This window comes from Murdochiella vaginalis (assembly GCF_902381775.1).
In the GTDB taxonomy this organism is placed as follows: Bacteria; Bacillota; Clostridia; order Tissierellales; family Peptoniphilaceae; genus Murdochiella; species Murdochiella vaginalis.
In genome coordinates, this window is the sequence record NZ_LR698969.1 from 957135 (window position 1) to 981080 (window position 23946).

Genomic DNA, 23946 nt, shown 5'->3' on the forward strand with positions numbered 1-23946 from the left:
TTGCCGCTCGGTTGTGCTACCATTTTAACATGAGATGAACCATACTTCGGAAAAAAGGAGAAGCACATGAACGATATGCATTCCGCCCCTTCCCGGGCAAAAGAAGAAAAGAAGGCCTTTCGTCAGGAGATTAAGAATCGTTGGAAGGCTTTGGAAGAAACCTATCTGCAAGAAGCCAGTAAGACCATTTGCGACGCGATCCGGCAATTGCCGGAATATCAAAAGGCCAAAACCGTTTTTTGCTTTGTATCGATGGAACGGGAGTTGAATACGTCGACCTTGTTAGATGCCATTCTTGCGGATGGGAAGACCCTTGTGGTTCCGCGTGTTCTTGCGATGGGGAAGATGGCGCTTCATCCCATCACCTCGTTGGATACATTGAAGAAAAGCCGTTTCGGCATTCCGGAACCGCCGGAAGATGCTCCCACGGTATCGCCGCAGGACGTAGATTTTACCGTGGTACCCTGTCTCAGTGCAACGCTTGCGGGGGAACGTCTGGGGCGTGGCGGCGGCTTTTATGATCGCTTTTTAGCCGACTACACAGGCGATACGGCGTTGGTCTGTTTTCACAAACTGCTTTCGGAGAGCGTGCCCATGGATCCTTGGGATGTGCCGCTTCCCGTTGTGGTGACGGAAGAGGGGACTTGGCGCGCAAAATAAGTATTATGCGTTCGGCTTTTCGACGTGCCGTGCGCGGTAGGAAAAGAGACACCCGCAATAGTCCTGGCGATACATGCCGTATTGGGCGCTCAGCTCCGTGGAACGCTTGAAACCGTTTTTCTTTTTGAAGTCGGAAAAGAGATACGACACGCCATATTGTTCGGCTAAGGTGCCCCCGATTTCATTTAGCAATTCTGCATTTTTATGCGGCGAGAGCGAAAGCGTCGTGGTAAAGTAATCGAAACCTTGTTCTTTGGCGACCTTCGCCGTGGCTTCCAGACGCAGTGTGAAGCAGACACGGCAGCGGTCGCCTTTTTCCGGCAGGTCTTCCATGCCTTTTACAGCCGCAAAATAGTCCTCCGGATGATAGGCAGCCGGCAGAAAATGAAGGGGATGGGGAGAAGGCATGGCTGAAAGCAACCGTTTTTGCTCCTGTTCGCGGAACGCATATTCTTCCGGCGGATAGATATTCGGATTAAAATAATACACCGTGATTTCAAAATAGCGGGACAGATACTCGAGCACATAGCTGCTGCACGGTCCGCAACAGCTGTGCAAGAGGAGGCGTGGCACTTCTTGTGTGCGTTCCAGGGCTTCCAGGGTTTTCTCCAGCTTTTTTTGGTAATTCACCTTTTCCATTCGTTACTTTCCTTCTTTATGGCGTCCGTAGAGGCCTCTGTTACCTTGCATAAGATATAGGTGCGCTGAACCGTTTCGCGTAGGCCCGGCAATCCGTCTTGTCGCTATTCTACCGCAAAAAGCAGATTTGCCCAATGCGTAAGATGCAAGCCGGGTTCCAAGAGCAAATAATAGAATAAAAATCGGGGAAAGCGAATGAAAATCCATTGACGCCCCTACGAATAACCGATACACTGTAGGAATAGAAAAGGCGTCCTTGCTATGCGAGCGGATGCCTGCGCACGGAGAGTACTTTCCTATGGCAGATTGAATGCCGGAAAGCGGAATAAGTGTTTGCCGGCAATAAGGAGGATACATGAAGGTTGCAAAATTCGGCGGTTCGTCGTTGGCGGATGCTGCCCAGTTTCGAAAAGTAATGGACATTATCCGCGCAGAGAAGGAGCGAAGCGTGATCGTGGTTTCGGCTCCGGGGAAACGAACGCCGGGCGGACATAAAGTGACCGACATGCTCTATCTTACGCATCAGCTGGCAACTATTGATATGGGCGGCAACGAGGTGTTTTCCTCCATTGCGGAGCGCTATTTGACGATTCGGGATGCTTTGGGGTTGGCCTATCCGCTCGAAAGAGATTTGGAAGAAGTAAAGCGGCGTATCTTTGCCGGTGCGTCAGCGGATTATGCTGCCAGTCGCGGCGAATATCTTTCGGCCAAGCTCTTGGCTGCAGCCCTTAATTTTCATTTCGTGGATGCAGCGAAAATCATACGCTTCGATGAATCCGGCAGTCTGGACTTACCAACCAGCTTGGCACTGACCGCAGAAGTGTTAAAAGAGGGTCATTTTGTTGTGCCGGGATTTTACGGCGCCAAAGAGAATGGCGATATTGTCACCTTTTCGCGTGGCGGTTCCGATATTACGGGATCGATTTTGGCAGCCGCGCTGCATGCGCCGGTATATGAAAACTGGACGGATGTTTCCGGCTTCTTGGCGGCAGATCCGCGCATTGTAAACGATCCGAAACCCATCGAAGTCATCACCTACGAAGAATTGCATGAATTAAGTTATATGGGCGCGCAGGTTTTGCATGAAGATGCGGTCTATCCGGCGCATCATGCCGGGGTGCCGATTCATATTCGCAATACCAATGCACCGAATGAGCCGGGGACGCGCATTGTACCGAAAAAAGAGGATTCGCCGCGCATCGTGACCGGTATTTCCGGCAAAAACGGCTTCATGCTCGTGCATGTGGAAAAACGCCATGCGGCCGGCGATTCCGGCTTTTTACGTCGTCTGGTCTCCGTTTTTGAAGCGAACGGCTGTGCCGTGGAACACATGCCCTCTTCGATTGATACGGTGTCGGTCATCGTTCGAGAAGATCCCTTCCGCAGCAAGCAGAAAAAGATACTGGAAGAAATCTCAATTTTCTGTGAACCGGATGCCATCGCCGTGGAGGATTACATCACCTTATTGGCGGTGGTCGGCGAAGGCATGGCCAAGCGCGCGGGCGTTGCGGCTCGGCTTTTCACCGCTCTTGGCAAGGCAGGCATTTCGGTGCGCATGATTTTGCAGGGGGCCAGTGAGCTTAACATCATCATTGGCGTGGCCAAAGATGATTTTGCGAAGGCGATTGGTGCCTTGTATCGCGAATTTTTCAAGGAGGAACTATGAAACGCTATAACGTAGCGGTCGTCGGTGCGACGGGCTTAGTGGGACGAACGATGCTCAAGGTGTTGGAGGAACGTCATTTTCCCGTGCAAGAGCTATTTCCCTTGGCAACGAAAAAATCCGCCGGCAAGAAGCTTCCTTTTCAGGGGCAGGAATGGGTGGTGGAAGAGCTGACCGAATCCTCGTTTTCTCGGCCAATCGATTTTGCCCTCTTTTCCGCAGGAGCATCTACCAGCGCGCAATTTGCGCCCATCGCGGCAAAGCAGGGCGTGCTCGTGATTGACAACAGCTCGCAGTGGCGACAGGTGGAAGGCATTCCGCTGGTCGTTCCGGAAGTCAATCCCGAGGTGCTCGACGGCTATCACGGGATAATCGCCAACCCCAACTGTTCGACCATTCAGTGCATGGCCATATTGCGCGTGTTGCGGGATGCCTATGGATTAAAGCGCGTCGTGTATTCCACGTATCAGGCCGCTGCCGGTGCAGGTGTTAAGGGCTTGCACGATCTGGAAAATGGAACGACGACAACCTTTGATGTGCCGCTACTGAAGAATGTGATTCCCCGTATCGACGTCTTCCTTCCGGACGGATACACCAAAGAAGAATGGAAGATGATCCATGAAACGCAAAAGATTTTAGATCTTCCCGAGCTTCCCGTGACGGCGACGTGTGTGCGCGTGCCGGTAGATTACGGCCACAGTGTGGCCATGGACGTGGAGCTGGAGAAGGACTTTTTGGTGGAGGAAATTCGTCGGGCACTCGCTTCTGTGGAGGGTCTGGTCGTGAAAGACGATCCGTCGAATCTCGTGTATCCGACGCCGCTGGATTGCAAGCACCGCGATACCATTTTTGTCGGGCGTATTCGTCGGGACATTTCCCGTCCCAATACGGTTCATCTCTGGTGTGTGGCAGACAATATTCGAAAAGGCGCGGCGACCAATACGGTGCAGATTGCGGAAGCTTGGCTCTCGCGTAACGTCAAGGAGGCCTAAGATGCGCATCGGCATGATTGGCTACGGCACGGTTGGACAGGGTGTGTATGGCCTTTATACCGAACGACGCGAGGCGCTCGAACGTTCCGCGGGCGAAGGGATTACGTTTGGTGGCATTGCGGTTCGCTCCATTCGTCCGCGTGCGATCCCTGCGCCGGAAGAGCTTTATACCACGGATGCCATGCGTTTGGTGACCGACGATTCCATTGATACCATTGTGGAAGTTTCCAGTGACTCGAAAGAGTCCATTCAGTACATTTCCACGGCGCTTTCGGCGGGAAAGCGCGTGGTGACGGCCAATAAAGCGGCACTCGCGGACTCGCTTGCCGATCTTCTTTCCAAGGCGGAAAAAGGCGGCGGACGGTTGCGCTTTGAAGCGGCGGTTGCCGGCGGGATTCCGCTATTGGATCCGCTTACCTTGCAGGTGGCGGTGAATGATGTGATCGCGTTTCGCGGCATTATTAACGGCAGTTCCAACTATGTACTGACGGCCATGCAGAATGGGAAAACGCGCGAGGAGGCGATTCGAGAAGCGCAGACGCTGGGCGTTCTGGAAGAAGATCCCCGGGATGATTTGGAAGGGATCGACGCACAACGAAAACTCGCCATTGTCGCGAGCATGCTGTTGCATCGAAGCGTGACCACCAAAAATGTGTCTCGCATCGGCATGCTTTCGCTGGATGCGGAGGATTTTGCACTGGCTAAAAAGGCAGGGCGCGTGATCAAGCTGATGGCGGTGTGTGAACGAGGGAAAGCGGAACTGGTCTATGGCTCTACCGACAGCTTCTCGTCACCTGCACCGACGTTGACGGCGCTTCGCGTCATGCCGGAAGCCATTTCGTCCGATGATCCCTTTGCGCAGGTTGACGGCATTTACAATATGGCGCAATGGCAGGGCACTCACAGCGGCACACTGCGTTTTTCGGGATTGGGCGGCGGTCAGGAGGCAACTGCGAACGCGGTATGGACGGATCTCTTACGCATTACGCGTGAGACACCCGCTCTTTCTCTGGCTGGAGAAGGGGTAGCGGAGCGGGAAGAAGCCGCTCGGTATTTGGTGCGTGCAGGATCCGCACCGGATACGGGCCTTTTGCCGGAGGAAAAAGAGAGAAACGTGGATGCGCTTGTTCTTCCTTGCGGCGCGCAATGGGCGCACGTAACGGAAAAACGTGCCGTGGCGCTCGCAGAATCCGGAAGGATGGTATTGCGATGGGCATGAACTATCACTCCACACGAAACGAATCACTTGTCGTGAGCGATGCGCAGGCGATTTTACAGGGTCTTGCACCGGACGGCGGCTTATTTGTACCGGAAACAATCCCGACATGCGATTTTTCATCTTGGCAGGAGCTTTCGTTTGCCGACGTGGCGGAACGCATTTTTGCGCTGTATTTTCCTTCGCTGGGAAAAGAACGGATTGCACAGATTGTAAAAAACGCCTATGGGGATCGATTTCGTGACCCGGATGTTTGCCCTGTTCGGCTCCTGTCGGATCGTCGCGCGCTATTGGAGCTCTGGCACGGACCGACGCTGGCGTTTAAGGATGTGGCGCTTTCTGCCCTTCCGTACCTGATGCGCGCTGCACAGGAAGTGGTCGGAGACCAAGAGCGCGTGCTCATTTTGACGGCTACGTCCGGCGATACCGGCAAGGCCGCTATGGAAGGCTTCAGCGGCGTTCCCGGCTTCGGTGTACTGGTTTTTTATCCGGCGGATGGGGTCAGCGATGCGCAGGAAAGACAGATGTGCACGACGGAAGCGGACAATGTGTTCGCGTATGCCGTGGAAGGCGATTTTGATGATTGCCAGCGTGCTGTGAAGAGCCTTTTTCAGGATGCCGCACTTTCCAAGACGTTGAAAAGCAGCGGAATCCGTCTTTCTTCCGCCAACTCCATCAATATCGGGCGGCTGGTGCCGCAGATGATCTATTACATAACGGCCTATCATGCGCTGGTGAAAAAGGGAGAGATGGCATACGGGGATTTGTTGGATGTTTCCGTGCCGACCGGAAATTTCGGCGATTTGTTGGCGGGATATTACGTAAAACGCATGGGGCTGCCGCTGGGAACCCTCGTTGTCGCGTCCAACAGCAACCATGTGCTAAGCGATTTCGGAAAAACAGGTGTCTATGACAGCAATCGGCCGCTCGTTTTAACCACAAGTCCGTCCATGGATATTCTGGTTTCGAGTAATTTGGAACGCTTTCTCTATCATGAGCTGGGAAGTGCCGAAACCGTAAAAGGCCTGATGGAGGCGTTGCAAAAGGATCGGCGTTTTGTGCTTCCGACAAAAGAGCAATCACGGAAAAAACAAACCGAAGATTCGGTTTCGCAAGAAATGGCAGGGCTGTATTGGGAATTTGCGAACGAAGAAGAGGTGTTCCGAACGATTGCTGAGACGAAAAAACGGGATCACATCGTGATTGATCCGCATACGGCCTGCGGCGTGGCCGTTTATGATACCTATCGGCGCGAAAGCGAGGGGGACGGCTCGTCCTACGGGCTCATTCTCTCCACGGCAAGTCCCTACAAATTTACAAAAACCGTGCTTTCCGCGCTGGATCGGGAGGTGCCGAAAACATTGGAAGAGCAGTGGATGGCGCTTTCCCAAATTTCTGGCACTTCTATTCCCGCTCCGTTTTTGCATCTTGCCGAGTGTAAGGCGCGACAACCGCAACGTATTCGCCTGTGTGATGCAGCCGATGCCGTGTTGTCTTTTTCGAAAGGAGTCTGATATGTCGTTTACGGTGCGGGTGCCGGCAACGAGTGCCAATCTCGGGCCGGGTTTTGATTGCCTCGGTATCGCCTGGAATATCTATGCACGTTTTTCTTTTCATTTGCGCGGGGAAGGAAATCTCGAGCATCTTCCGCGGTATCACTCCGGCCAAGAGGCGGGATACGCTTCGGGAACTAACCTCGTGCTGGATGCCTACTGGGCTTATGGCAAGGCCTTGAAAGTGGCCCTGCCGGACACGGGCGTGTACATCGCATCCGACATTCCTTCGACACGGGGATTGGGTTCGTCCGCAGCCTGTATCGTTGCCGGAGCGGAAGCGGCGCGATTCCTTGCGCGCGTAGTGACGCCGAAAGAGCAGGCCGGTGGATTCAGCGATTCCTCGATTTTGCAGGTGGCGACCGAGGTGGAAGGGCATCCGGATAATGTTGCGCCGGCACTTCACGGCGGTCTGCAAATTTCCAAAAAGGAAGGCAGAACCGTTCGTGCCTGTTCCTGTCCGGTTTCGGATCGCCTTGCGTTTTATGTACTCATTCCGAATTTTTCATCCAGCACCAAAAAAGCGCGCACGCTCTTGCCGGAGGCGGTTTCTCGAGCGGATGCGGTAGCGAATCTGGCATCGCTTGGTTTTTTGCTTTCCGGCTTGCGTACAGGAGAGGGTCGCGTGTTGCGATCCGGGCTTGCGGATTGCCTGCATGAACCCTATCGACGCGTACAGATTCCGGGCTTTTCCGAACTGGAAAAGATAGCGCGGGATGCCGGTGCACTTGGCGTCGTGATCAGCGGCGCAGGGTCGACGCTCTTATGCCTGGCCGAGGCGCAAAAGACAGAGGCCTTGGATGCCGCGTTTGCGCGCGACTTGCCGGAAGGCTGGGAAGTGCGTCGTGTCCGCATGGATACCGAGGGAGCTTATATCGAAGACGGGAACATCCTTTGATGCTCCCGTTTCTTGCGTTACAATAGAGAAGACAATTATTGCGTCAGGCCGATATAACCCTGCTGGCGCAATACTTCATACAGCACAATGGCTGCGGAATTGGAGAGATTGAGCGAGCGTTGTCCGGGAAGCATCGGAATGCGCATAAGACGTTCCGGATGCGCCTCCATCATGGCGTGGGGAAGGCCGGACGATTCGCTGCCGAAAACCATCATGACCTCGTTCGCGGCGGTGAGATCTCCGAGAGAATGGGGCGTTCGCGTTTCTACATACAGCACCTGTGTGCCGGCGCGCTCTTTTTCGTCCGCAAAAGCGGCAAATTCCTGCCAGCTGTTCCAAATGGTTACGTCCACTTGGTCCCAATAGTCCATACCGGCGCGCTCGATTTGACGGCTGGTCAGACGAAAGCCGAAAGGCCGCACCAGGTGAAGCGCACTGCCGGTAACGACGCAGGTGCGTGCAATATTTCCCGTATTATACGGGATCTCCGGTTCGATGAGCACAAGATGATTTTTTGCCATAACATCCTCCCGCTCGTCATGGTAACGCATTTTGTTCCGGCTATCCAGATCCGGATACGAACAAAAAAGGAAAAGAACATGTCGACCTTACGTATTATGCATGCCGCCGATCTGCATCTCGGGGCGAAAATAACCGGGCTCGGTTCCCAAAGTGTCGCGCGCAGTGCGGAGATTTTACACACCTTTTCTCGCCTGCTTGCTCTTTGTGTGAAAGAACAGACGCAGCTACTATTGCTTGCTGGCGATTTTCTGGAGCTTTCCACCATCACTTCGCAACAGGTCCAAGCCGTCAAGGATGGCATTGCCGCCATGCCCGATCTACAAGTGGTTCTGGCGCCTGGTAATCACGATTATCTTTCGCCGGACAGTCCCTATGCCGGTGCGTGGCCATCCAATATGCATATTTTTACGGGCGAAATGGAACGCCTGGATTTTCCCCAGTGGAACACGGTTGTCTATGGCGCCGCCTTTACCGGCACCTATCAGCCTACTTCCCTTCTTTGCGCCGATTGGGAAAAAGAACGTAGGGAAACGACGGATTGTTTGCGCCTTCTCGTGATACACGGCGACTGGAATGTGCCGAAAAGCATGTACCATCCGCTGCTTGCCGAGGATCTTCCTGCGGATTTTTTCACGTACATTGCCATGGGACATGTGCATAAGCGCAGCCCCTTGATGACGCTGGGGAAAACCACCCTCGCTTACAGCGGATGCCCGGATGCCTCCGGCTTTGATGAGACCGGGATCAAAGGGGTCTATGGCGGAGAAGTTTCGCCTTTTTCCTGTGATCTTTCCTTTTATCCGCTTTCCTCAAGACTTTTTCAACATGCTAAGGTGGATTGCACCGGCATCGAGACGACAGCCGAAGCGGAAAAACATATTTTGGAAGCGCTTACGGAAACGATCGAGGGATTTGCCTTGTCGGATATCGCCTTGCGACTGACCTTAACGGGGTCGCTTGCCGAGCGGGATGCCGTGGATGTGGCCCTTTTAGAAGAAGCCCTGCGCGAAAAGCTGTATGCGCTCTCCCTTCGCGATGCTCGCCAGGCGGCGGTACGCTGGGACGTATTACGAAAAGAGGAGAGCCTGAAGGGCTATTTTGTGGAGGCACTGTATATGCGTCGCCAACAAGCCACCGACGAAGAGAAGCGTCGGATTGATCGGGCGTTGCGTTTGGGATTGGATGCCTTTGACGGAAAGGAGCTTCGCATTGCGCATTTTACAGATTGATTTGACCAATTTCGGGCGCTTTCAAGGCTTTTCCTGTCCGCTGCCGGAAGGCTTCACCGTGGTGTACGGTGAAAATGAGGCGGGTAAATCTACGATTATGGATTTTTTACAGCTTGTCTTTTACGGCTCATCCAAAAGGAGAGATGATCCTCGCGAATATATCCGTAAACGTTATATTGGAGATAATGATAAACGCCCTGTCGGAGTGTTGCATTTCGAGCAGGACGGGAAGCGCTATCGTCTTACGCGGCGCTTTGGAGCAACTAATGGAAAAGATGATATTCAATTAGCGGAAGAGGATACCGGAAAAGAGATTGCTCTGCCGCGCAAGCAATCGGTGGGCGAATGGGCCTTCGGCTTGGATATGGATGCCTTTAAGCGCAGCGTGTATATTGGCTCCACCGGCACCGTGTTGCCGCCGGTTACGGGAAACAACGGCGATCAGCTGATGAGTCGCCTGTTAAATCTGCAAACCACGGGGGAAGAGACGACCTCCGCCACAGCCGTTGCCAAAAAACTGCAGGATGTGGAACATCAATTTGTAAAAAGTCGTGGAAAGGGCGGTTTGCTTTTCGAGCAGGAAGAGCGCATTCGCGCTTTGCAAAATACACGCAACAGCGCTCTTTTGCAGGAAGAGGAAATGCGCCGGGAACGACGGGCACTGGAAGAGGAACAGCAATCCCTTGAGGCCTGTGATCGCGAGCTTACCCAACAGCGCGAGGAGCTAGCGCGTTTACAGAAAGAATGGGAAGCAGGCGATCTGCGCCGGGCGCAAAGCGAGCGAAAAAAACAACAGACGATGCGCGAAGCGCTGATTCGTGCAAAAGAAGCGCTCCAAATGCAGGAAGGCACCATGACCGAGGAGCGCTGGGAAGAGGCGAATGCCGCTTTTTCCTCCTGGCAGGCAGCCGCATCGTTGCAAGAAAAGAACGGCGAAGAGGACGAACCGGAAACGGAAAATCAAGAAACCTTGACGGTACGCCGTGATGCTCTTGTGCGCAAAGAAAACGCGTTGCAGGCAAAAAAAGCGGAGGGGCAGCAGAAAAAAGAGCAACTGGAGCGCGAGCGGATCATCTTGGAACAGCAGCGTCTGCTGGCAGAGGAGCGCCTGCAGCAAATCTTGGTGGAACGCACCAGGCTGGAGAAGGAAGAAGCGGAAGAGAAGGCGCATATGGTGGTCGCATCGGCCACTTCCTTTGGCAGAGGAGCTTTGCGCTTTCTGCCTCTTGTTTTGGCGTTGGTTTTTGCTGTACTCGGCTATACGGCATCCTCGCTGTTTTATGGCGCAGCGGCGATGATGGGTATTTTCGGCATTACATGGCTTTTGCAGGTTTCCCGGAAAAATCGAGAAGAGCAAGGAAAGAAAGCACTGTTCATGGAAAGATCGTCCCGTCGAAAACAGACCCTATCGGAATTAACGGAAAAAGAAGCGGCGCTGTCTCCGGAACACTTTCGCGAACAGGAAGCGGTCCGACAACAGTTCATGGAAGAGCTGGAAGGCGAACAAGCCGCTTGGATGCGTGAGGAAGAAGCACTTTCCCGTGCGCGTAGCGCTCTGGAGGAGGAAGAATCTCGCCTTCGTGCCTTGCAGGCCAAGCGCGAAGAGCGCAATAAGCAACGTGAGGAGTTGCAAGCGCGTTGCATAAAGGAACAGCAGAAGCTGACGACGCTATTAGAAAGCGCTGCGGAGGATCTGGATGCGACAGTTTCTCAGATTTCGCTCTGGCAAGAGCGTCTGAATGATAATAAGCAACTGGCATGGGCGCTTTCGCGCGAAGAAAAGCAATTTGCTGAAGCCTTTCCCCAATGGGCGGATTGGTCTCTTGCGGACTTGGATGCGGCCGTTTTGAAGGAAGGCCTTTCCACCGAATCCGATCCCCATTTGGCGGATCGTTTAAAGGAAGCGCAGCAGGAATATGCTGCCAAGCAAAAAATGCGTGAGGAGCTTGCTATTGCGTTAGCGGCAAAGCAGGCCAAGAGCAAGGAAAAATATAAATCCGTTCCGCTGGCGGACAGCCTCCTTCAAACGCTTCATCAGGAAGAAGAAAAAGAAGAGCAAATGAAAGAGGAATATCAGGCAGTGCAGCTGGCGCAAGAGGCGTTGCAGGAAGCAACCGAAAAGGCACGTCATCAATTCAGCCCGGTGCTCAACACGCGTGCATCGGCTATTTTTCAGGAGATAAGCGGCAAAGACGCCACCTTGCGTGTGGATACGGACATGGATATGCGCATGGAAGATGCGACTTTTCCGGGCTTTTTGGACTGGCGTGTGCTGTCGACGGGAACCATTGATCAGGCGTATTTCTCGCTGCGCATTGCGTTGGCGGAGGTAGCGGCTGAAAAACAGGATCTTCCGCTTTTCTTTGACGATGCCTTTGCGTATTATGATGAACGACGTGCCGAGAGGGCGATGGATTTTCTCGTCCATTATGCCAAAGCAAAACAGAAGCAGATTTTGCTGTTTACGGCGCATCGTCGCTTTCTGCGCTGGGCAAAAGATAAAGATATCCATTGTATTTCTCTGCATGACGGCAGGGCGGAAACAGAAGAAAACAAAACAGGACAGGGAGCTGAGGAATGACCGAAATCCACAATAAAAAATCCTATGAAAAAAAACGCCTGGTTTGGCGTTTAACCCTTTTTGGTTTGTTGGTGGGGCTTGCTTCGGGTTTCGTAGCGGTTTGCTATCGCGTTCTGCTCACGAAAGTCGACCAGCTGCGCACGGCTTGGATTGCCGACGCCGGCTTTTCCCGCGTGCTGTTTTTTTTCGGGTTGTTCTTGGTCTGTGCGTACCTTATGCACCGACTGCTCCTTTGGGCACCCTATAGCGGCGGCAGCGGGATTCCGCAAATTCGCGCGGAGCTTCTGGGAAAGATTCATATGGAGGTTGCGCCGACGATCACGTCGAAGTTCGTGGGCGGCATTTTAGGCAATGCCGGGGGATTGACGCTTGGACGTGAGGGCCCGTCCATTCAGCTCGGCGGCATGTGGGCGAAGCAGATCTCTAAGACCTTTCACGTGTCGGAAATGGAAGAGCGCTATCTCATTACCGCGGGTGCGGCGGCCGGTCTTGCCGCAGCCTTTAATGCGCCGCTTTCCGGTGCTCTTTTTGCGATGGAAGAAATTCATAAAAGCCTGTCGCATCTGTTTCTGCTGCCGTGTCTTGCGGCCTGCCTTGTGGCGAATTATTTCAGCTTCTCGGTACTCGGCTTGCAGACTGCTTTTGCCTTTAAGATTCATGAAACCCTTCCGGTGACGGCACTGTTCTTTGTGCTTCTCATCGGCGTTTTGGCCGGTCTGGTTGGCGTCGTGTTCAATCGCGGCCTGCTGTATGCCTGTAAGACGATGAAAAAAGTGCCGATTCCGCGTTACGTCGTTATTTTTATCATCATGGCGCTGCTTCTTCTGGTGGGGCGCAGGGAGCCTTTGCTTTTGGGCGGTGGACATTCCTTGATTGAGCAGCTTTCCCGGCATTCCATGGACGTGCTTCCGCTGATTGCCTTTTTCGGCCTTCGCTTGATGTTTGTCTGGCTCAGCTATGGAAGCGGAGCGCAGGGCGGCATTTTTCTTCCGGTTCTGGCCGTTGGAGCACTGGTCGGCGCGTTGTTTTTCACTGCGTTTTCAGGCCGGCTTGCCCCGGACTATTACACGAATTTTCTCTATCTTGGCATGGTTGGCGTGTTGACCGCGGTGGTGCAGGCGCCCCTAATGTCCATTATGCTCGTCATGGAGATGAGCGGTTCGATTAATATCATGTTGCCGATGACCACCTGTGCCATTGTGGCCTTTTTGGTCGCAAAAATCTGCCGCACCAATCCGGTGTATGAATCGTTATTCTCTATGAGTTTTGGCCGTCCTTCGCAGGAAGCCAGCGATCGCAAGAAAGAAAATATGACGATGCAATATTACTTGGTGCCCAACGAAGCACCGTATATCGGGCGCACGCTTTCCGACTGGGCGCTTCCGCCGTCGATGCTCATCGCCTCCATTTCGCGGGAAGGACATACCTTTACGCCGAACGGAAAAACCGCGCTAAAGGGTGGAGATGAAATTCTTGTGCTTTGTCCGGAAGAGGATCTGGAAACGGTAAACGAACTGTTTACGATTGGAACATAGCCATGAGCGCTTTAAAGACATCCTGTCCGTCCACAACGTGCTCAATGACGAAATCAATGGCCCGAAAGTGATTCACGGTTTCGATGATATCGTCAACGGAAACACTTCCTTCGACGGCAAGCGTTCTCGTTTCAAAAATGTAACGGGTCTGTTCTTCGCTGAGCTGACTTCCAACAATATGGTTTGAATTATACGTCATGCGCACTTGCAATTCATGATACAGGCCACCAGAAAGATGAATGGCCTTTTCATCGCGCAAGGCTTGTAAAAGTCCTTTTTAAGAAATCACGTTTGTGCCTACTCGGTTTTATCATAAACAGTATGGAATTATGAGATATGGTCGGATTCACAAATACCTGGTGCATGCAGTTATCGCTTGGCTTTTTTGAAGACGTAAAAAGGACAGGAAGACATCTTCCTGTCCTTTTAAACTTTTTATGTGTTCTAAAAGTTGTTATTCCTCACTCGTTTTTTTCTTCCGAAGCACCGGAATCCTCGTTGCCATTTGGCGCATCGCTTGAAGAATAGTAGGGCTTTCGCGCTTGTTCATCGCGCCCGGCATAGCGCGAATCGTAGCGTACCTGTTCTTCCGCTCGTCCTTCCGGACCGACCGGACGGCTAAAGAGATCCTCTGCGCGATAGGGGCTTTCCTCGTTCGCCCAGAGAGGCCAATCACCGTCAATGCCGCCGCGCCCGCTGTCCACCCGATCGCGGTTGGCGATGTACTGATAGCGGTTGCTGTAGGCCATCAGAAGCGCCGTAACAAGGGGAAGCACAAAGTAAAGCAGAGCGATGCTGTCTTTTCCGGAATACCGCTTCGCAAAATAAAAGCTGACATAGTAATGCTCGACGATGCTCAAACCGGGAATAAGGCTCACGATGAACCAACCGACGGAAGTTCGACCTAGAGCGATGCGTATGCGAACCCATTCGTTGTAAAAGGTAATCAAACATTTCCAGCCGGCTTCACCCGCTTTTTGATACAGCTTCCACTGGGCGATGATAGAGACAATCGCAAAGACCAGGAAAACAAGCGCAAAAATGAGGTAAAATGCGCCGATAAAGGCGAGGAATCCGGCGATGGAATCCGATGATTCTTCTAGGAAAGGATTCGTTGGAGAGGTCGTACCGAACGATCCGTAGAAATCTGTAGGCATAAAAGCTCCTTTCTGATGAGGACGCCGGCGGAAAGCCCGGTTCCGCAGGGGCCCACTGGTTAAACGGGACTGTTGTTAGCCGTTTTGAACCGTATCATTTCGCAGATTCACTATACCCGAAAATCGTCATTCCCGTGTTTATTTACGATAAATTTTTTGTTCTGTTTAGGGGTATCCATAGAGTGAAAGAAATAAAAAAGAAGGAGAAAAGCATGAACGACAACCATTCTCACGTTTTCAACTCTTCGCCGACGAAAAAAGGTGGGGAGGAACGGGAACAGCATAAAAACGAAAAGCAGAGTAAAGAGCATTTTGTTGTGGAGGGTATGACCTGCGCAGCTTGTCAGCACGCGGTGGAACGGGCAGTTTCCGCTATCGATGGTGTGGCGGATGTGAGGGTGAGCCTCATGACCAATGCCATGGAGGTCGCGTTCGACAAGGAATCGGTCAGTACGCAGACCATCGAAGAGGCGGTAGAAAAGGCGGGCTATCACGCGCATAAGAAACAAAGCACTTCGGCAAAGCAAGGAGAGTCGGCAAAGAATGCAGGTTCTGTGGACGGCCAGGCGCACGAAGAGAACCCCTTTGTCCTTCAGGCGAAGGACATGCGCAAGCGATTAATAATCTCCGCCCCCTTTCTTTTGGCGCTGATTACCATTGCCATGGGGCCGATGTTGGGGGTACCACTTCCGACCTTTTTTCTCGGTCTGCAAGGAAGCATGAACTTTGCCCTGGCACAGTTTCTGCTCGTCTTGCCCATTGTGTTTGTGAACCGTACGTATTTTACAAGCGGTTTCAAGAGCCTTCGTCACGGGCAGCCCAATATGGATTCGCTCATTGGCGTCGGCGCAGCGGCCGCGGTTCTGTACGGCGTGTTTGCGCTGTTTCAGATCAGCTACGGACTGGGCTTTGGCGAGGCCGAACGCGCACTACACTTTCGTCACGATCTCTATTTTGAAGGAGCGGGAACGATCTTATTCCTGATTACGCTGGGAAAGTATGGGGAAGTCCGGAGCAAACTCAAAACCACGCATTCCCTGCGCTCGCTGATTGCCTTACAACCGAAAACCGCGCGTATATGGCGAGACGGGGAAGAGGTGGTTGTTCCCATTGAAGAAGTGGAAAAAGGAGATATTCTCTGCGTGCGGCCGGGAGAGCGCATTGCACTCGACGGCGTTCTCGTCGAGGGGCAAAGCAGCGTGGATGAATCGGCGATTACCGGCGAGAGCATTCCGGTAGAAAAGCAGGTAGGGGATCGAGTGACCGGCGCCACCATGAATACCGTTGGCGCCTTCCGCTTCCGTGCGACGGCGGTGGGCGAGGAGACGACGCTGTCCAAAATCATTGCGCTGGTGGAAGAGGCGCAGGCGACAAAAGCGCCGATGCAGGCGTTGGCAGATAAAATTTCTGCTGTATTTGTTCCGACCGTGATCGGCCTTTCCCTTTTGACATTTGTGATCTGGCTTGCTATCGGAAAGCCGTTTACGTTCGCGTTCCGTCTTGCTATTTCAGTATTGGTCATTTCCTGTCCCTGTGCGCTCGGCTTAGCGACGCCCGTTGTGGTCATGGTTGCTACCGGAAAGGCGGCGGAGCACGGTTTATTAATTAAATCCGCGGAAGCTTTGGAACGTCTACATGAATTGCAGATTCTGGCATTGGATAAAACCGGCACCATTACCGAAGGACGTCCGCAAGTGACGGATATTCTTCTTTGTGAAGGGATGGATACCAAGACGCTTCTCCGACTTGCGGCATCCCTGGAAGCACAGTCGGAGCAACCGCTGGCACAGGCGGTCATGGAGGCTGCGGAAGCGTATGGGATATCCCCGGATCCCGTAGATGATTTTACAGCGGTTCCGGGCATGGGCGTCAGCGCTTCGATCACCCAAAAAGGAACGACATCTTCACTCATCGCCGGCAATGTGCGCATGATGCAGAAAGAAGGTATCGCGATTGCTGCGTATTCCGCCATGGCGGAAGGATTGGCAGAGAAAGGGAAAACGCCGATCTTTTTCGCTCTGAACGGAAAGCCGGCGGCGATTTTCGGCGTGGCGGACGTCATCAAGTCCACAAGTCGCATGGCGATACAGGAAATTACCGAACAGGGCATTACTCCCGTGATGCTCACAGGGGATAATCCTCGCACCGCGAAAGCGATTGCTGAGCAACTCGGGATCGAACGCTTTGTTGCGGGGCTTCTTCCGCAGGAAAAGGATCAGGTTTTACGTTCCTGGAAGGAAACACACGAAGGATATATGGGCATGGTCGGCGACGGCATCAATGATGCGCCTGCACTGGTGCGTGCCGACGTGGGCATTGCGATTGGTGCCGGAACGGATGTGGCGGTGGAGTCGGCCGATATTGTGCTGGTGCGTTCGGATTTACGGGATGTAGCAACGGCGATTGCGCTCTCCGCTCGTACAACGGCCAAAATTCGTCAGAACCTTTTTTGGGCATTTTTCTACAACGTGCTCTGCATTCCGGTGGCTGCCGGGGTGCTCTATCCCTTCTTTGGCATTACGCTCAATCCTATGATTGCCTCGGCTGCCATGGGGCTTTCCTCCGTTTTTGTGATGACCAATGCTCTCACCCTGCAACGCTTTCGCATTCAGCAGGATTCTGTTTTATCTTCGACGAAAGAGAAAAAACAGGCCATCAATATTCGCCCCTTGACGAAGAGGATTGGGTACAATGAGAACAGCGATGTGCAGGAGCAAAAAGAGGAGGAAGATTTTGCTCCGCATGGGAAGAATGCGCCAAGTTCCGAGGACGTTCCGGGAGACATAGCGCATTCTACAAGAAAGGAGAAGACCTTGAAAAAACAAATTCTTATCGAAGGCATGTCTTGTGCCCATTGCCAAAAACATGTGCAGGATGCTCTCAATGCGATAGACGGCGTACAAGCTACGGTCGACTTGGAAAAAGCGGTCGCACAGGTGACGGCAACGAAAGAAATTAGCGATACGCTTCTGAAGCAGGCCGTAGAGGACGCGGGGTATACGGTGCGTTCCATCGAGGAAAAAGCATGCTAAATTTATTTGCATTTGATCTGGACAATACGCTATTGGTGGAGGGCAGCATTCAGGGCCGCAATCGGAACGGTTTACGCTCTTTGCAAAATGCGGGAAAGACGATTGTGCTGGTAACCGGTCGTGTACTGCGTTCTCCGCAATTTCTGGCGGCCTAGGCGGGGCTGCGTGCGTATTGCATCGGATCGAATGGTGCCGTGGTGGCGACCCCCGAAGGGAAAGTGCTCTATAAAGAAGCGATTGATTCCCAGACGGCTGTGCAGCTGATTCAAATTGGAATTCGCCATCGAGTCTATTTTCACTTCTATTCCCAGGAGACGCTGTTCTCGCCCTATTGTTGGCCCGAACGCTTTGATCATTTGATCGCCTCAAAGACCAAGTATGGCACGCGCATGCAATGCAATATCCATATTCAAGAGCGCGCCGATCTGGAAATGGGTTCGCAAGAAATGTTAAAGATCCAATATTTTGCGGGAGAGGACATCGAATTGCAAAATGCACTTCTTCGTGAACTGCGGGGGCTTTCCCATGTCGCCGTGACCATGTCCGGTCAAGGAATGGTAGAGGTGATGGCGGAAGACGTCGACAAATGGAATGCCATCCTTGTGGTGGCGGATACACTGGGCATTTCTCCGAAAGAAATCTGTGCCATGGGGGATTACGACAATGACAGTCAGATGATTGCCCATGCTGGCATGGGTATCGCCATGGGCAATGCGCTTCCGGCTGTCAAAGAGGTCGCGGATCGCGTGACTGGTCTTTCCTCGGAGTACGGCGTAGCGCAGGCACTGGAAACGTTACAGGAAGAAGGATTCTGGTCATGACCGAAAAACGCGATAAAGCAAATAAAAGAGTGGATATCCTCATTATCGGTGGCGGCCCGGCCGGGCTCTCCGCTGCTCTTTATGCAGCGCGAAGCGGAAAATCGGTCGTGGTTTTAGAAAAAGAAACCATTGGCGGTCAAATGATGAGCACCGCTACCATTGAGAATGTGCCCGGCGGAGACAGCGATCCGAGCGTGCTGGCCACTCGTATGCAGGAGCAAGCGGAACGATTCGGCGCGCTATTTGCGCGCGGTGAAGTCATCCGAGTTTGTCTCGATACGACACCAAAGCGCATTGAGACAGAAGATACCATCTGGGATGCCGGTGCCGTTATTCTCGCGACGGGTGCGAATCCGCGCAAGCTCGGCCTCGACGGCGAAGATGCCTATGTCGGACGCGGATTGGGTTATTGCGCCACCTGTGACGGACCGTTCTTTACGGGTCTTCCCATCTATGTGGTGGGCGGCGGCGATGCCGCCTTTGACGAGAGTCTCTATTTGTCCACACTAAGCGATAACGTGACGATACTCTATCGCGGGCACACGCCCCGTGCTGCAAAATTATTGCAAGAGCGCGCACAAGCCTCCGGAAAAATTCATGTTGTGTTGAATACGGAAGTGGTGCGCCTGGGTGGCGATCCGATGTTGACGTCTTTTGTCATGCGCAACAACGTAACGGGAAAAGAAGAAACCGTGGAAGGCGATTTTGGTCTCTTTATTTACATCGGCATGATTCCCAATACAGCACTTTTCCGCGGACAGGTCAAGCTGGATGATGGCGGCTATATTGTCGCGGGAGAGGATACGACCACCGATGTAGCAGGCGTTTTCGCCGCGGGGGATGTGCGCACAAAAACCGTGCGTCAAATTGTCGGTGCTCTTTCGGACGGTGCGACTGCGGCAATTCACGCAGGGCGCTATTTGGATCAAAAATAAAAGAGAGGGAACAGAGCAAGCATGACCTCCCAGAGAAAACCAAAGAAGAAAAGCCTGTTCAGTGACCTGATGGTGAAATGGCATCGCGTGATCCTGCTCGTACTCAGCGCGCTCGTTATTTTGGGACTGCTTTTTTCTTTTTATCGGAGTAATATGACATTTAAAACGACGGAATATACGGTGGCAAGCCCATACTTGCCTAACGCTTTTAACAACTATCGCATTGCCCAGATTTCCGATTTGCACAATAACGTTTTTGGAAAAAATGGAAGCAAATTGCAGGAAGCGATTGAGGAAGCCAATCCTAATATTGTTGTGCTTACAGGCGATATCATTTCTCGCCGCACGCAAAATACGGATGCGGTGATCGAAGAACTCAAACCGATTGCGGAAAAGTATCCCACATACTATATCCGCGGCAATCACGAGCTCTACCGAGACCAAAATATGGAAAACGCCGAGGCATTCTATAAGGCACTGGACGCCATTGGCGTCGTTCGATTGGAGAACCGCACGGTCACGCTTTTGCATCGGGAAGCGACGATTCATCTTGCGGGTTTAACGGAACCCTTGGGATGCTATGAATACTCTTCGCCGCCGAAGATGGAAGAGTTGCTTGGAAAAAAAGGTGACGGCTACACCGTTCTTCTGGCGCATAATCCGTTGCCGTTTCAAACCTATGTGGATTGGGGCGCGGACCTGATTCTTTCCGGTCATGTGCATGGTGGCGTCATCCGCCTGCCTTTTATTGGCGGCGTATTATCGCCGGAGCGCAGCTTTTTTCCGGCTTACAGCAAGGGCGTTTATCAAAGCGGCAAACAAAGCATGGTGGTTTCAGTCGGAATGGGTGGGACGAAATTTCCATTTCGCCTTTTTAACGACCAAGAGCTGGTCATCATTACTCTGACATCACAGTCCATTCACTAATCAAGGAGGAAGCATGAATATTGTCGATATCATCCTGAAAAAACGTGACGGACAAGCCCTCACGGACGAAGAAATTCATTATTTTGTGGACGGGGTGAAAACCAAGACGCTGCCGGACTATCAGATTTCCGCATTGCTCATGGCAATCTATTTTTCCGGCATGAATGGTCATGAGGTCGCAAGTCTCACCCGTGAAATGGCGCTTTCCGGTGACTGCCTTTCGTTTCCGGCGCTTCGTCATCCCATTGTGGACAAACATTCCTCCGGCGGCGTGGGGGACAAAACCACATTGGTCATTGCCCCTGTGGTGGCAGCCTGCGGCTTGCCCATTGCCAAGCTTTCCGGACGTGGACTCGGCTTTACCGGTGGAACCATTGATAAATTGGAGAGTATTCCCGGTTTTCGCACGGAAATCAGCGAAGAAGAGTTTACACAATTTGTTTCGCAAGACGGGATCGCTATTATCGGCCAGAGTGCCGATATTGCCCCGGTAGATAAGGTGTTGTATGCCCTGCGCGATGTCACCGGTACCGTGGATTCCCTTCCGCTCATCGCCGCTTCCATCATGTCAAAAAAATTGGCAGATGGATCGGATGCCATTGTGCTGGATGTGAAGTTCGGCTCCGGAGCCTTCATGAAGACGCCGGAAGAGGCCATTGAGCTGGCAGAGATGATGGTAAGCATCGGTGAAGAGAACGGTAAGAAAACCATCGCCCTGGTGACGGATATGACACAGCCTTTGGGATGCGCCGTGGGCAATGCCATGGAGGTCAAAGAGGCGCTGGACACACTTAGAGGAGAAGGACCTGTCGATTTCCGTGCAGAGTGCTATGCACTGGCTGAAGCCATGCTGATGGCGGGAGAACGCGCTAAAAACGAGGAAGAAGCACAACGCCTTGTTCACGACGCGATCACGTCCGGAAAGGCACTGGCCAAAATGAAAGCCATGGTTATGAATCAGGGTGGCGACGTGTCCTACATCGAGGATCCTTCTTTGTTCCCGAAAGCGCAATATTCCCTGGCCGGTCGAGCGCAGCAGGATGGAGTGGTGTCCGCCATCAACGCGGAAACCATCGGCAAGAGCTCGCTCCTTTTAGGCGCGGGAAGACGGCGCACCGAAGATCGGATTGATCCCGCGGTGGGGCTGTACGTGCACAAAAAAGTAGGCGATACGGTCAAAAAGGGAGAGATACTCTTTACTGTCGAGGCCAATGACGAGTCGAGAGGAGCCGAGGCCGTAGCTCTTGCCCAATCGGCCTATACCCTCACAACGCAATCGGTTCAACGTGCACATACGCCGGTGTATGCCGTGGTGCGTAAAGATGGTGTGATACGTACCGAGAAAAACGCGTAAGGAGAAAAGCATGCAAAAATGGACTAGGCAAAATTGTCCCCAAAAAGCGCTTGTGGATGCCGCAGAGGATGCGCTGGAATATGCGTATTCACCGTATTCACACTTTCAGGTGGGTGCGGCACTTTTAGATGATCATGGGGTCATCTGGAGCGGATGCAACATTGAGAATGCTGCCTTTTCTCCCGGAACCTGCGCCGAACGAACGGCACTCTATAAGGCCGTTTCGGAAGGTGTTCGCTCGTTTCAAGCCATTGCCATTGTGGGCCGGCAGGAAGGCGAGCAGACCCTTACCGCATCGTTTACGACGCCGTGTGGAGTGTGCCGTCAGGTATTAAGCGAATTTTGCGCAAAAAAAATGCCGGTCTATGTAGCGAACGGCGCGGATGACGTCGTGGAATATACGTTGAATGAGCTCCTTCCGCATTCCTTTGGACCGGAGGATCTTTCGTAGCGAGTTAAAATAACGATAAAAAAGACTTCTTCCGAGCGTCGAAAGACGGGGAAGAAGTCTTTTTGTTTGTCAGAGTTGCAGAATGGCTTTGGCCAATAAGAAGAAGACCACTAATCCGCTGGCGTCGATGATGGTAGTGATGAGCGGCGCCGCCATCAAGGCCGGATCCACACCGAGGCGCTCCGCGAGAAGCGGCAGCATGCCGCCGAGAAGCTTGGAAAAAAGCACAATCACCATGACGGCTAAGCCGACGACGATGCCGACAATCGGATCATTCGGCGGGAAGAAGGCCACACGCAGGAAGGAAAGGAAACCCAATACAAAGCCGACACAGAGGGCGACGCGAAATTCTTTCCAGAGGACCTTGGGCGCATCTTTCATATCAATATCGCCAGTGGCTAATCCGCGAATGATGAGGGTGGAACTTTGCGCACCCGTGTTACCGCCAGTGTCCGTAAGCATTGGTATAAAGGTGACAAGGATGGGCAACGCCAGAAAGGCATGTTCAAACGAACCTAAAATCAAACCGTTCAGCATCCCGGAAAGCATGAGAAACAGCAGCCAAGGCAAGCGGCTTTTGGCCATATCCCATACGCTGGTATCAAAATATTCTTTGTCGTTGGGGCTAATCGCGGCCATGATCTGAAAGTCTTCGCTCGCAGCCTGTTCCGAAATATCCAACGCGTCGTCCGCGGTGATGATGCCGACAATGCGCGATTCCGAATCCGTCACCGGAAGAGCACTAAAATCGTAGCGTGAAATAATATCCAGCGCGTCCTCCTGATCGGTGTCTGTTGTAATGGAGATGATGTGATCGTGCATGACATCCACAATATTTTGGTCATCATCGGCGGAAAGAAGCTCCCGAACGGAGAGGACGCCTAAAAGCTTGAGATCTTTGCTGGTGACATAGACTTCTGAAAAGGAATCCAGAAGTTGCTTCTCATTGCGAATTTTATCGATAGCTTCTCGCACCGTCATGAAAGGATAAATCTGAATAAATTCCGCGCTCATGACGCTTCCGGCGGATTGATCGCTGTATTTCAAAAAGCGATTGAGCTGCTCGCGCTTTTTTGGCGTTGCATTTTGTAGAACGGCTCGCACGGCATTGGCCGGCATTTCCTCCAGAAGGTCAACCGCATCATCAACATATAGACCTTCAAAAATCGAGGCCGTCTGCGCCGTGGTGAACAGAGCAACCAGATCCAGTGCGCGGGGCAGACTTAAATAGGAGAAGACATGGGCCGCTTTGTCTTTCGTCATGAAACGAAAGAACATGGCAGCCTCTTCCGCCGGCTCCTCTTCCAAAATCGTCGCGATATCTGCCGCGTGCATATCTTCAATATGCTTGCGGACACCAACCACATCTTTTTTTTCAATTAATTCATTGAGTTTCTCTAAAAAAGTTTTATTTTCCATTTTGCACCTCCGTCATGGTTCGCACGGCAATGCAAACGTCTCCTACTAAACAGGAAAATGAGCGTTTCTCAGGCGAGAAAAACAGAACGAGAAAAAATGACATCCTCTCCCGAAAGGCGTTCATTCATCGAACTTCGAGGCTCAGTCGGTGGCGTTTCTGCATTGTCCGAATGGTTCACAGGTCCCATTTTGAACTCCTTTCTTCTTGAGAATTCATGGGTGCTCGGCACCCCGCTTTTCATTTTAGGCGCTAAACGGAAAAATGGCAAGAAAAAGAACGGCATTCCTCCGAAAGGAAGGAATGCCGCTTTTTTTCTATAGTGTATAGGATTATGGAGCATAGAATGGCATGCGAAGGAGAC

At 52.5% G+C, this 23946-nt stretch carries 20 protein-coding genes and 1 pseudogene; 16 read left to right on the top strand and 5 right to left on the bottom strand.

The window, feature by feature from the left end:
* Positions 1–66 precede the first annotated feature (66 nt).
* Entirely contained in the window at positions 67–660 is a 594-nt protein-coding gene (locus tag FXY30_RS04210) for a 5-formyltetrahydrofolate cyclo-ligase (RefSeq protein ID WP_083428197.1), read from the top strand.
* Between the two features lie 3 nt (positions 661–663).
* Here FXY30_RS04210 and FXY30_RS04215 read toward each other — a convergent pair whose 3' ends face one another.
* Positions 664–1299, bottom strand: coding sequence for an epoxyqueuosine reductase QueH (locus tag FXY30_RS04215; protein WP_071705454.1), 636 nt, complete (start codon positions 1297–1299; stop codon positions 664–666).
* Between the two features lie 355 nt (positions 1300–1654).
* Between FXY30_RS04215 and FXY30_RS04220 the strand changes: the two genes are divergently transcribed.
* The 5 genes from FXY30_RS04220 to thrB are packed head-to-tail and all read left to right on the top strand — an operon-like array spanning position 1655 to position 7621.
* The gene (locus FXY30_RS04220; RefSeq protein WP_071705455.1) at positions 1655–2965 is read left to right on the top strand and encodes an aspartate kinase; all 1311 of its coding nucleotides are present in this window, start codon (positions 1655–1657) and stop codon (positions 2963–2965) included.
* On the top strand, positions 2962–3954 hold the full coding sequence (locus FXY30_RS04225; RefSeq protein ID WP_071705456.1) for an aspartate-semialdehyde dehydrogenase: 993 nt from the start codon (positions 2962–2964) through the stop codon (positions 3952–3954). Before FXY30_RS04220 ends, FXY30_RS04225 begins: the two co-directional genes overlap by 4 nt.
* 1 nt (position 3955) lies before the next feature.
* Positions 3956–5173, top strand: coding sequence for a homoserine dehydrogenase (locus FXY30_RS04230; RefSeq protein WP_071705457.1), 1218 nt, complete (start codon positions 3956–3958; stop codon positions 5171–5173).
* On the top strand, positions 5164–6684 hold the full coding sequence (gene thrC, locus FXY30_RS04235; RefSeq protein WP_071705458.1) for a threonine synthase: 1521 nt from the start codon (positions 5164–5166) through the stop codon (positions 6682–6684). Before FXY30_RS04230 ends, thrC begins: the two co-directional genes overlap by 10 nt.
* Before the next feature lies 1 nt (position 6685).
* A complete protein-coding gene (gene thrB / locus FXY30_RS04240) occupies positions 6686–7621 on the top strand; it encodes a homoserine kinase (protein ID WP_071705459.1) in 936 nt (311 codons plus the stop codon).
* A gap of 35 nt (positions 7622–7656) precedes the next feature.
* Here the strand turns inward: thrB and FXY30_RS04245 are convergent, their stop codons facing one another.
* On the bottom strand, positions 7657–8142 hold the full coding sequence (locus FXY30_RS04245) for a tRNA (cytidine(34)-2'-O)-methyltransferase (protein ID WP_071705460.1): 486 nt from the start codon (positions 8140–8142) through the stop codon (positions 7657–7659).
* A gap of 78 nt (positions 8143–8220) precedes the next feature.
* On the opposite strand from FXY30_RS04245, the gene FXY30_RS04250 reads away from it, so the two are divergent.
* From FXY30_RS04250 to FXY30_RS04260, 3 genes are read left to right on the top strand one after another with little or no spacing between them, the layout of a single operon-like run.
* A complete protein-coding gene (locus FXY30_RS04250) occupies positions 8221–9372 on the top strand; it encodes a metallophosphoesterase family protein (protein WP_071705461.1) in 1152 nt (383 codons plus the stop codon).
* Positions 9353–11953, top strand: a complete 2601-nt coding sequence (locus FXY30_RS04255; protein ID WP_071705462.1) for an AAA family ATPase — start codon at positions 9353–9355, stop codon at positions 11951–11953. The genes FXY30_RS04250 and FXY30_RS04255 overlap by 20 nt, the downstream gene beginning before the upstream one ends.
* Positions 11950–13488: a ClC family H(+)/Cl(-) exchange transporter gene (locus tag FXY30_RS04260; protein WP_071705463.1), complete on the top strand. Its 1539-nt coding sequence runs from the start codon at positions 11950–11952 to the stop codon at positions 13486–13488. Before FXY30_RS04255 ends, FXY30_RS04260 begins: the two co-directional genes overlap by 4 nt.
* On the opposite strand, the gene FXY30_RS04265 is transcribed toward FXY30_RS04260, so the two are convergent.
* Both FXY30_RS04265 and FXY30_RS04270 read right to left on the bottom strand, forming a co-directional pair.
* Positions 13472–13747, bottom strand: a complete 276-nt coding sequence (locus FXY30_RS04265) for a hypothetical protein (protein WP_071705464.1) — start codon at positions 13745–13747, stop codon at positions 13472–13474. The genes FXY30_RS04260 and FXY30_RS04265 overlap by 17 nt on opposite strands.
* A 202-nt stretch (positions 13748–13949) precedes the next feature.
* Positions 13950–14645: a DUF5684 domain-containing protein gene (locus tag FXY30_RS04270; RefSeq protein ID WP_071705465.1), complete on the bottom strand. Its 696-nt coding sequence runs from the start codon at positions 14643–14645 to the stop codon at positions 13950–13952.
* A gap of 212 nt (positions 14646–14857) precedes the next feature.
* On the opposite strand from FXY30_RS04270, the gene FXY30_RS04275 reads away from it, so the two are divergent.
* From FXY30_RS04275 to cdd, 6 genes and pseudogenes are all read left to right on the top strand, one after another.
* Positions 14858–17677, top strand: a complete 2820-nt coding sequence (locus FXY30_RS04275; protein ID WP_083428201.1) for a heavy metal translocating P-type ATPase — start codon at positions 14858–14860, stop codon at positions 17675–17677.
* A pseudogene (locus FXY30_RS04285) lies at positions 17671–18498 on the top strand (Cof-type HAD-IIB family hydrolase). Before FXY30_RS04275 ends, FXY30_RS04285 begins: the two are co-directional and overlap by 7 nt.
* Positions 18495–19433 carry an NAD(P)/FAD-dependent oxidoreductase gene (locus FXY30_RS04290; RefSeq protein WP_071705466.1) on the top strand — a complete coding sequence of 313 codons (939 nt, stop codon included), beginning with the start codon at positions 18495–18497 and terminating at the stop codon, positions 19431–19433. Before FXY30_RS04285 ends, FXY30_RS04290 begins: the two are co-directional and overlap by 4 nt.
* Positions 19434–19454: 21 nt before the next feature.
* Complete coding sequence (locus FXY30_RS04295) at positions 19455–20360, top strand: metallophosphoesterase (protein ID WP_083428203.1); 906 nt, start codon at positions 19455–19457, stop codon at positions 20358–20360.
* Between the two features lie 13 nt (positions 20361–20373).
* Complete coding sequence (locus FXY30_RS04300) at positions 20374–21714, top strand: thymidine phosphorylase (RefSeq protein ID WP_071705467.1); 1341 nt, start codon at positions 20374–20376, stop codon at positions 21712–21714.
* Positions 21715–21724: 10 nt separating this feature from the next.
* A complete protein-coding gene (gene cdd / locus FXY30_RS04305) occupies positions 21725–22165 on the top strand; it encodes a cytidine deaminase (RefSeq protein WP_071705468.1) in 441 nt (146 codons plus the stop codon).
* Positions 22166–22234: 69 nt separating this feature from the next.
* Here cdd and mgtE read toward each other — a convergent pair whose 3' ends face one another.
* The gene (mgtE, locus tag FXY30_RS04310; RefSeq protein ID WP_071705469.1) at positions 22235–23584 is read right to left on the bottom strand and encodes a magnesium transporter; all 1350 of its coding nucleotides are present in this window, start codon (positions 23582–23584) and stop codon (positions 22235–22237) included.
* Between the two features lie 57 nt (positions 23585–23641).
* Between mgtE and FXY30_RS04315 the strand changes: the two genes are divergently transcribed.
* The gene (locus FXY30_RS04315; protein ID WP_071705470.1) at positions 23642–23905 is read left to right on the top strand and encodes a hypothetical protein; all 264 of its coding nucleotides are present in this window, start codon (positions 23642–23644) and stop codon (positions 23903–23905) included.
* Positions 23906–23946: the final 41 nt, after the last annotated feature.

Bases quoted from the DNA above. Each gene is read 5' to 3' on its own strand.
- FXY30_RS04210 (WP_083428197.1), top strand. From the start codon at position 67: ATGAACGATATGCATTCCGCCCCTTCCCGGGCAAAAGAAGAAAAGAAG.
- FXY30_RS04245 (WP_071705460.1), bottom strand. From the start codon at position 8,142: ATGGCAAAAAATCATCTTGTGCTCATCGAACCGGAGATCCCGTATAAT.
- FXY30_RS04250 (WP_071705461.1), top strand. From the start codon at position 8,221: ATGTCGACCTTACGTATTATGCATGCCGCCGATCTGCATCTCGGGGCG.
- FXY30_RS04300 (WP_071705467.1), top strand. From the start codon at position 20,374: ATGAATATTGTCGATATCATCCTGAAAAAACGTGACGGACAAGCCCTC.
- FXY30_RS04230 (WP_071705457.1), top strand. From the start codon at position 3,956: ATGCGCATCGGCATGATTGGCTACGGCACGGTTGGACAGGGTGTGTAT.
- FXY30_RS04295 (WP_083428203.1), top strand. From the start codon at position 19,455: ATGACCTCCCAGAGAAAACCAAAGAAGAAAAGCCTGTTCAGTGACCTG.
- thrB (WP_071705459.1), top strand. From the start codon at position 6,686: ATGTCGTTTACGGTGCGGGTGCCGGCAACGAGTGCCAATCTCGGGCCG.
- thrC (WP_071705458.1), top strand. From the start codon at position 5,164: ATGGGCATGAACTATCACTCCACACGAAACGAATCACTTGTCGTGAGC.
- mgtE (WP_071705469.1), bottom strand. From the start codon at position 23,584: ATGGAAAATAAAACTTTTTTAGAGAAACTCAATGAATTAATTGAAAAA.
- cdd (WP_071705468.1), top strand. From the start codon at position 21,725: ATGCAAAAATGGACTAGGCAAAATTGTCCCCAAAAAGCGCTTGTGGAT.
- FXY30_RS04215 (WP_071705454.1), bottom strand. From the start codon at position 1,299: ATGGAAAAGGTGAATTACCAAAAAAAGCTGGAGAAAACCCTGGAAGCC.
- FXY30_RS04260 (WP_071705463.1), top strand. From the start codon at position 11,950: ATGACCGAAATCCACAATAAAAAATCCTATGAAAAAAAACGCCTGGTT.
- FXY30_RS04225 (WP_071705456.1), top strand. From the start codon at position 2,962: ATGAAACGCTATAACGTAGCGGTCGTCGGTGCGACGGGCTTAGTGGGA.
- FXY30_RS04275 (WP_083428201.1), top strand. From the start codon at position 14,858: ATGAACGACAACCATTCTCACGTTTTCAACTCTTCGCCGACGAAAAAA.
- FXY30_RS04290 (WP_071705466.1), top strand. From the start codon at position 18,495: ATGACCGAAAAACGCGATAAAGCAAATAAAAGAGTGGATATCCTCATT.
- FXY30_RS04270 (WP_071705465.1), bottom strand. From the start codon at position 14,645: ATGCCTACAGATTTCTACGGATCGTTCGGTACGACCTCTCCAACGAAT.
- FXY30_RS04315 (WP_071705470.1), top strand. From the start codon at position 23,642: ATGAGCGTTTCTCAGGCGAGAAAAACAGAACGAGAAAAAATGACATCC.
- FXY30_RS04220 (WP_071705455.1), top strand. From the start codon at position 1,655: ATGAAGGTTGCAAAATTCGGCGGTTCGTCGTTGGCGGATGCTGCCCAG.